The organism is Methylobacterium variabile (assembly GCF_001043975.1).
In the GTDB taxonomy this organism is placed as follows: Bacteria; Pseudomonadota; Alphaproteobacteria; order Rhizobiales; family Beijerinckiaceae; genus Methylobacterium; species Methylobacterium variabile.
This window is the reverse complement of the sequence record NZ_LABY01000271.1, coordinates 1-7706: the sequence shown is the minus strand read 5'-3', so window position 1 is coordinate 7706 and position 7706 is coordinate 1. Positions and strand designations below refer to the sequence as shown.

Here is a 7706-nt window from a genome sequence, read left to right as displayed (position 1 = left end):
GCGGCCCGGGCCGCCTCCCCGGCAAGGCCGATGAGCGCCAGCCCGGCGAGCCACGCCCCCGACCCGAGGGCGGCGCGGGCCGCCGGCGGCTTGCCCGCCAGGAGGTCGGCGGCTCCCTGCCCGGCCCCGAGGAGCAGGGCGCACCAGGCGGCGAGCGCCGCGGCGAGCGCGGCCCTGGCCCGCCAGGGCCGCGCCGGACCTGCGAGCAGCGCGCACACGGTGGCCGCCAGGGCGCCCGCCGCCATCCCGGCGGGGCCGGAGCCGACGGGAACGCCGGGCACCAGGCGGTTCGGCGCCAGCGTGAGGAACGGCAGGCCCGCGAGGGCCGCGGCGGCGAGGCCGGCCGTGACCGGCGGCAGCCAGGCGCCGGGCCGCGCCGTCACGGGAGGGATCTCGGTGGAGGACGTCACGACGGGAGGGATCCGAGGTAGCGCCGGGCCACGGCCTCGGGCGTGTCGCCATCCACCGCCACCTGGGCGTTCAGCCGGCGCAGGGTGGCGAGGTCGAGGCCGGAGAAGACGCGGTCGAGGGCGGGCCCGATCTCGGGGTGGCGGTCGAGGACCCCTGTGCGGATCAACGGGGCCGGCTCGTAGACGATCTGCGCCCCGGCGGGATCGCTCATCACCACCACGTCGAGGGCGGCGATCGCCCCGTCGGTGCCGTAGACCATGCCGGCATTGACCCCGCTGATGCCCTGCGCCGCCGCCCGTAAGGTCACGGCGGTGTCGCCGCCCGGCAGCATCACGATCCTCTCCCGCGGCATCACGAAATCGTAGGCCCGCTCGAAGGACGGCAGGGCGGCCGGGCTCTCGACGAACTCCGCCGAGGCGGCGAGCTCGACGAGGCCGCGGCGGACCGCGCCGGCGAAATCCGCCATCGTGGCGAGCCGCTCGGCCCGGGCGAGCCCACCCTGCACGGCGATCTGCCAGGTGTTGTTGGCCGGCGCCGGCCTGAGCCAGGTGAGACCGCGCGCGGCGTCGAAGGCCTTCGCCGCGGCGTAGGCGGAATCCGCCCGGCGCCAGACCGGGTTGGCGTCGGTGCCGGAGAAGAAGGCGACGTTGCCGGTGTATTCGGGGTAGGCGTCGATCTCACCCGCGGTCAGCGCGGTGCGCACGATCCGGGTCGGGCCGAGCTGGAGCCGGGCCGTGACCGGCACGCGGAGGCGCTCGAGGATCATCACGATCAGGTGGCCGAGGAGGATACCCTCCCCATGGGATTTCGAGGCCACGACGACCGGCCGGTCGGCCCGCGCGGCCGTGGCGACGGCCAGTCCGGCGAGCCCCGCCGCGAGGACGCGGCGGCGGTTCGGACCGGGCCGGACACCCCGCCGCCGCTGCATCGCGTCCCAGGTCCGTGCGCTTGACATGAATGGCTTTCCGGGCGACGGCTCACCGGCGCAGGTGACACGAACCGGCGCGGACTCGCATGGGTTGCGGGCAGAGGGAAGCCCTGGCGGCGCGGCGGTTTCCGCGGCCGCAGGGACGGGCCGATCGGACCCCGGTACGGGGCGTTGAGGGAAAGAACTCCGGCGTGGGCACGGAAACAAGCGAAGACCTCCTGAACGGTGCCCGCGTCCTCGTGGTGGAGGACGAAGCGGCGATCTCGATGCTGCTGGAGGACATGCTTCTCGATTTCGGCTGCGAGGTCGTGGGTCCGGCGGCCCGGCTGAGCAAGGCGCTCGAGATGGCCGAGAGCGAGAGCTTCGTGGTCGCGATCCTCGACGTCAACGTCGCCGGCGAGCCGATCTACCCCGTCGCCGAGGCGATCGTACGCCGCGGCCTGCCGCTCGTCTTCTCCACCGGCTATGGCGGCGCCGGCATCCGCGAGCCGTTCCGCGACCGCCCGGTGGTGCAGAAGCCGTTCAGCCAGCAGGACCTCAAGCGCACCCTGATCGCCGCGATCGCGGCGGGCGGCTGAGGCCGCCGGCGCGTCGCAGGGCGCGCCCACCTCGATCAAGTTTCGAGCATTCTCCAACGACCCGCGCCGGTGTTACGACCGCCGGCGGCGGGCCGGCGCGCGTCAGCGGGCCGGGCGCGCCGCGGCTCTGGTGCCGTGCCGCTCGGACGGATCGCGCACGTCCGCGGCCTCCTGCGCCTCGACGCGACGCTTGAACGCGCCCCAGGCCATCAGCGTGCAGCCGCAGCCGTCGCACCGGATCATCGCGTCGTCGGTCAGGTCAGCCGGCAGGCGGACCGCCGGGGAGCCGCAGGACTCGCATCCGAAACCGCTGCGCATCTCGCACCCCCTCACCCGCGTCCAGGTCACGCCCGCAAGCTTAGGCATGCTGCGCTGCACGCAAGATGAACGAAACCGCGAAACCGCTACGTTTCCAGCTCGAAGGCCGAGACGACGTGGCGGGGCCAGCGCCCCGGGACGACGAACACCGCGTCGGCGCGCAAGGTGAGGCTCGCGCTCCACGGCGCCCGGGCGATCCAGGCGCGGGCGGCGCGGGAGAACAGGCGGCGCTTGCGGGCGTCGATCGCGCCGGCGGCCTCCTCCAGGGTCGGCCGGGCCTTGACCTCGACGAAGGCGACGACGCTGCCGCGGCGCACGATCAGGTCGATCTCGCCGCCACCCATGGAGACGCGCAGGGCCAGCGGCCGGTAGCCCTTCAGGCCGAGGGCGAGGGCCGCGAGGATCTCGGCCCGGCGCCCGCGCACCAGGGTGAGGCGGCGGCGGCGCGCGGCCGCCGGCTCAGGCCTTGCCGCCATCGTCGGCGCGGCGGGCGAGAACCAGGGCGCGGGCGTAGACCTCGCGCCGCTTGAGGCCGGTCTCGTCGGCGACGAGGCTGGCGGCGTCCTTGATCGAGTGGCGGGCGAGCGCCGCCGCGAGTCGGGCGTCGAGGTCGGCATCCGCCTCCGGGCCCGGCGCGTCCTCGGGCGCGGTGCCGATCACCACCACCACCTCGCCCTTCGGCGGACCGGAGGCGGCGTATTCGGCGGCGAGGCTCGCGAGGTCGCCGCGGCGCACGGTCTCGAACAGCTTCGTCAGCTCGCGGGCCACCGCGGCCGGACGGACGCCACCCAGCATCTCCGCGGCATCGGCCAGCATCTCGGGCAGGCGGTGGGGCGCCTCGAACAGAACCAGCGTGCCGGGCACGCCGGCCAGCGCCGACAGGCGGTTGCGCCGCGCCCCGCTCTTCTGCGGCAGGAACCCCTCGAAGAAGAAGCGGTCGGTCGGCAGGCCCGCCGCCACGAGGGCCGTGATGGCGGCGGAGGGCCCGGGGATCGGGGTCACGGGCAGGCCCGCCGCGATGGCGGCCTGAACCAGCTTGAAGCCGGGGTCCGACACCAGCGGCGTGCCGGCATCGGAGACCAGCGCCAGGGCCTCGCCAGCTTGCATGCGGGCGATCATCCGGTCGCGCACCCCCTCCCCCGAATGCTCGTGGTAGGCGACGAGCGGCGTGGTAATGCCGTAATGGGCGAGCAGCGTGCGGGTGACCCGGGTGTCCTCGGCCAGGACCGCGTCGGCGGCGGCGAGCGTGCTGAGGGCCCGGAACGTCACGTCCTTCAGGTTGCCGATCGGGGTCGCCACCACGTGCAGGCCGGGGGACAGGGGCTCGGCCTCGGCGGCGAGGCCAAAGGCGGTGTAGACCGCCGGGCCCCGTCCGGTCTCGGGACGGTCCTGGGCGGAACGTCGGCGGGAATCGTCGCTGCGCTGGGTCATCGCCGCGACACTGCCACGGCTGGCCGGTTCCGCGCCACGGCCGTCTGCGCGGGGGCAGTCGTTTACTTTTCGTCGGCAGACTTTATGCACCGGGCGCGTGTGTTGCAGGTGGGGTTTCGCGCGCGCTTCGGGGCGCGGGACCGGCCGAATCGGGGGAGCGGGCGATGAGGGGCATCGGCCTCGACACTCTGACGGGCCTTGGCCGCCGCATGTGCGGCGGGACAAGCCGCCGCGCGCGCGGCGGGCTGGCGCTCGCCGCCGTCCTGGCGCTCGGCGCCTGCGGCGGAGTCGACAGCCCGATGGTCGCCACCCGCACGGCACCCGTCGACGCGCCGGCGGCGGGTCCGGCCGGGGACGGGACGACCCTCGGCGCCGGCAGCGTCAAGGTGGCGCTGATCCTGCCCCTCACCGGCCCCGGCGCCGCGGTCGGCGCGGCGATGCGCAACGCAGCCGACCTCGCCCTCCAGGAATCGCAGAACCCCGACCTGAAGATCCTGGTGAAGGACGACCGCGGCACCCCGGACGGCGCCCGGGAGGCGGCGGCCGCTTCCGTGGCGGAGGGGGCCGAGCTGATCATCGGGCCGCTCTTCGCCGCCACCGTGCAATCCGCCGCCGCCACCGCCCGGCCCGCCGGCAAGCCGGTGATCGCCTTCTCGACCGATGCCAGCGTGGCGGCCCGGGGCGTCTACCTCCTGAGCTTCCTGCCCCAGCCCGAGGTCGACCGCGTCATCGACGAGACCACGGCGGCCGGGCGGCGCTCCTTCGCCGCCCTCATCCCCGATTCGACCTACGGCAACGTCGTCGAGGCACAGTTCCGCGAGGCGGTGGCGCGGCGCGGCGCCCGCGTGGTGGCGATCGAGCGCTATCCCGCCGGCAACCCCGCCGCCGCTGTCGGGCGGGTCGCCCCGCTCATCACCGGCGCGGCGCCGCAGGCCGATGCGCTGTTCCTGCCCGACACGCCCGAGGGCCTGGGCGCGGCCGGCGCGGCGCTCACCCGCGCCGGCTTCAGCCCCGCCCGGGTCAAGCCGGTCGGCACCGCGGTCTGGAACGATCCCCGGGTCTTCAGCATGCCGGCCTTCCAGGGCGGCTGGTTCGCCGCCACCGACCCGGCGGGCTTCGCCGGCTTCAGCCAGCGCTACCGGGCCCGGTTCGGAGGCGAGCCGGTGCGGGTCGCGACGCTCGCCTACGACGCCGTGTCCCTCGCGGCGGCGCTCAACCGCCAGTACGGGTCGCAGCGCTTCGCCGACACGACGCTCACCAACCCGTCGGGCTTCGCCGGGATCGACGGCACCTTCCGGTTCCGGCCCGAGGGCACCAGCGACCGCACCCTGGCGGTGTTCGAGATCCGCGGCGGCACCACGACGGTGGTCAGCCCGGCGCCCCGGGCGCTCGGACCGTCGGGGACGTGAGGCGGTACCGAGCAAACCTGCTTCGGCAGGCCGGCGCCTCGTCCGCTCAAGCTCCCGTCCTGTCGCGGGGTCTCGCCGCAGAACCGGCGGCCCCCGTCGCGAAACCTGCTCAGGTCACGCCGCGAGCTCGGCCACCACGGCGTTGAGCACCGGCGCCCCCTTCGGGGTCGCGGCGAGGCGGCCGTCCGGCGCGCGCGCGACGAGCCCGGCCGCGACCAGCCCGGCGACGCGGCCGGAATCGAGCGGCCGGCCGGCCAGGGCGGCGTAGCGGGCAGGGTCGATGCCCTCGCGCAGGCGCAGCCCCATCATCAGGAACTCGTCGGCCTGGTCGCCCGGTCCCAGGGCTTCCGTCTCGACGATGCCGTGGCCTTCGGCCTCGGCGCGGGCGAGCCAGGCCTCGGGGTTGCGCTCGGTGGAGGTGCCGGTGCGGCCCTCGGGCAGGACCAGGCGCCCATGGGCGCCGGGGCCGATGCCGGCATACTCGCCGTAGCGCCAGTAGAGCAGGTTGTGGCGCGATTCGGCGCCGGGCCGGGCATGGTTCGAGATCTCGTAGGCCCGCAGGCCCTCCCCCGCGCAGACCTCCTGCGTCACGTCGTAGAGGGCGCGGGCGGTGTCGTCGTCCGGCACGGTGAGCTTGCCGGCGGCGGCGAGGCCGTGGAACGGCGTCCCCTCCTCGATGGTGAGCTGGTAGAGCGAGAGGTGCTCGGCCGCCCGGGCGATGGCCTCGCGCAGCTCCGTCGCCCAGGCGCGCGGGGTCTGGTCCGGCCGAGCGTAGATCAGGTCGAAGGAGTAGCGCTCGAAGTGGGCGGCGGCGGTCTCCACCGCCCGCATCGCTTCCGCCGTGCTGTGAAGACGGCCGAGACGCTTCAGGGAGGCGTCGTCGAGGGCCTGCACCCCGAGCGAGACGCGGTTGACCCCCGCCGCCCGGTAGCCGCGGAAACGGCCGGCCTCGACGCTGGTCGGGTTGGCCTCGAGGGTGACCTCGATGTCCGGCGCCACGCTCCAGGCGCCCGCCACGGCGTCGAGGAGCGCGCCCACCGTCGCGGGCTCCATCAGCGACGGCGTGCCGCCGCCGAGGAAGATGCTCGTGACGGTCCGCCCGGGCGCCAGGGCGGCGGCGTGGGCGATCTCCCGCGCGAAGGCGGCCCGCCAGCGCGCCTGGTCGAGGCGTCCGTGGCGGACGTGGCTGTTGAAGTCGCAGTAGGGGCACTTCGCGGCGCAGAAGGGCCAGTGCAGGTAGACCCCGAAGCCGACGTCCCGGGTCGGATGATCAATCATCCGGCGCATGTGCCGCCCCGCGGCCCGCAGCGCAAGGGTCCGGGGCGCAAGGGTCCGGGGCGCAAGGGGCCCGCGGCACTCAGTGTCCGCGATGCGGGCGCAAGGCTGTCCTAAACCGGCAGGCCGTGATGCCGGCGGGCGATCAGGCATTCGGGATCGCCGGGCTCGCAGGTGCGGCAGACCTCGGGGCGCACGGCGTAGACCCGGCAGGACACCGCCTCCCCGACCCGGCCCGAGAGCGCGCTGCAGCGGTCACCCTCGCAGCGCATCCGCCCGGCCGGATCGTCGACGTAGGCGGCCGGGATGCGGGCGATGTCGGCGTCGTCCTCGGTGCTGAAGCGGGGCCACTCGGCCGAGTAGGCGCAGCAGGCGCCGCAGGCCTGGCAGGCGAAGGTCTCCGGGTCGGGGGCGGCCGCGAGGCCGCCTTCCTCCGCAGGCCGGTTCACGGGCGCGAGCCCGCTTCCGGCCGCAGGCCGGCTCACGGGCTCAGGCCCGGCGCCGCCGGCGGGATCGGGCGCGGGCGGCCGTCGTCGTCGATGGCCACGAAGGTGAAGACGCCCTCGGTCACCTTCTCGCGGGTCTGGGTGCGGAAGCGCCGGGCCCAGGCCTCGATCTGGATCCGCATCGAGGTGCGGCCGGTGCCGACGACCCGGGAATAGACGCAGAGCACGTCCCCGACCCGGACCGGCCGCAGGAAGGTCATGCCGTCGACGGCCACGGTGACGACGCGCCCCTGCGCCCGCTCGACCCCGGCGATGCCACCGGCCTGGTCCATCTGCGACATCACCCAGCCGCCGAAGATGTCGCCGTTGGCGTTGGTGTCCGCCGGCATCGCGATGGTCCGCACCGTGAGTTCGCCCTGCGGCAGCGCGGCGGCTTCCTCGGACTGCGCCATGATCCCCCCAAACCTTCCCCTGGCCTCTCGGGCGAGCATAGGGCATCGAGGCGCCGGAGCGCGAGCGCCCCGAATCGGAAAGGCCCGCGGTTTCTTCACCCGGCGGTCGGCCCTAGGTTCGGCGGCACGCCATCAGCCGGAGGACGCATCATGATCCAGGGCCACCCCACCAGCGGCGCCGAAGCCGAGCGCGACTGCCCGGTCCCCCTCGCGACCCTCGGCGAGATCTACCGGGCGGAGAAGGAGGACCTGCCCGAGCTGCTCGCCACGCTGCCGGTGCAGACCCGCGCCAAGCTCGCGGGCTACCTCTACGCCAAGAGCCACACCCACGCCCTCGGCCTCGCCGTCGCCCGCACCTGCGACAAGGACGACCTGGTGAAGGCGCTGGGCGAGATCGGCGCCGTGGTCCACGGCCAGGCCCACCTGCCGCCGCCCAAGCCCGCCACGGCGTCGAGGAG

10 protein-coding genes and 1 pseudogene are annotated in these 7706 nt (G+C 75.1%); 3 read left to right on the top strand and 8 right to left on the bottom strand.

Annotated features, from left to right (window positions below):
- Positions 1–410: pseudogene (locus VQ02_RS30570) on the bottom strand (ABC transporter permease); the annotation flags it as partial.
- Positions 407–1366, bottom strand: coding sequence for a glycine betaine ABC transporter substrate-binding protein (locus VQ02_RS30565; RefSeq protein ID WP_245239899.1), 960 nt, complete (start codon positions 1364–1366; stop codon positions 407–409). The pseudogene VQ02_RS30570 and the gene VQ02_RS30565, both read right to left, overlap by 4 nt.
- Positions 1367–1605: 239 nt before the next feature.
- Here VQ02_RS30565 and VQ02_RS30560 point away from each other — a divergent pair, with 239 nt between their 5' ends.
- On the top strand, positions 1606–1917 hold the full coding sequence (locus VQ02_RS30560; protein ID WP_425339940.1) for a response regulator: 312 nt from the start codon (positions 1606–1608) through the stop codon (positions 1915–1917).
- A gap of 102 nt (positions 1918–2019) precedes the next feature.
- Here the strand turns inward: VQ02_RS30560 and VQ02_RS30555 are convergent, their stop codons facing one another.
- The 3 genes from VQ02_RS30555 to rsmI form a co-directional block, all read right to left on the bottom strand.
- On the bottom strand, positions 2020–2235 hold the full coding sequence (locus VQ02_RS30555) for a hypothetical protein (protein WP_048448021.1): 216 nt from the start codon (positions 2233–2235) through the stop codon (positions 2020–2022).
- An 86-nt stretch (positions 2236–2321) separates the two neighbouring features.
- Entirely contained in the window at positions 2322–2711 is a 390-nt protein-coding gene (locus tag VQ02_RS30550; RefSeq protein ID WP_048448020.1) for a YraN family protein, read from the bottom strand.
- Positions 2695–3666: a 16S rRNA (cytidine(1402)-2'-O)-methyltransferase gene (rsmI, locus tag VQ02_RS30545; protein WP_048448019.1), complete on the bottom strand. Its 972-nt coding sequence runs from the start codon at positions 3664–3666 to the stop codon at positions 2695–2697. Before rsmI ends, VQ02_RS30550 begins: the two co-directional genes overlap by 17 nt.
- Before the next feature lie 209 nt (positions 3667–3875).
- Between rsmI and VQ02_RS30540 the strand changes: the two genes are divergently transcribed.
- Positions 3876–5075 carry a penicillin-binding protein activator gene (locus tag VQ02_RS30540; RefSeq protein ID WP_048448025.1) on the top strand — a complete coding sequence of 400 codons (1200 nt, stop codon included), beginning with the start codon at positions 3876–3878 and terminating at the stop codon, positions 5073–5075.
- 114 nt (positions 5076–5189) lie between these two features.
- On the opposite strand, the gene hemW is transcribed toward VQ02_RS30540, so the two are convergent.
- The 3 genes from hemW to yciA form a co-directional block, all read right to left on the bottom strand.
- Complete coding sequence (hemW, locus tag VQ02_RS30535; RefSeq protein WP_083469541.1) at positions 5190–6353, bottom strand: radical SAM family heme chaperone HemW; 1164 nt, start codon at positions 6351–6353, stop codon at positions 5190–5192.
- A 110-nt stretch (positions 6354–6463) separates the two neighbouring features.
- Positions 6464–6799, bottom strand: a complete 336-nt coding sequence (locus VQ02_RS30530) for a YkgJ family cysteine cluster protein (RefSeq protein WP_048448017.1) — start codon at positions 6797–6799, stop codon at positions 6464–6466.
- Positions 6800–6831: 32 nt separating this feature from the next.
- The gene (gene yciA, locus VQ02_RS30525; RefSeq protein ID WP_048448016.1) at positions 6832–7248 is read right to left on the bottom strand and encodes an acyl-CoA thioester hydrolase YciA; all 417 of its coding nucleotides are present in this window, start codon (positions 7246–7248) and stop codon (positions 6832–6834) included.
- Between the two features lie 150 nt (positions 7249–7398).
- Here yciA and VQ02_RS30520 point away from each other — a divergent pair.
- On the top strand, positions 7399–7706 hold a 308-nt coding region (locus tag VQ02_RS30520; protein ID WP_048448015.1), incomplete at its 3' end, for a hypothetical protein.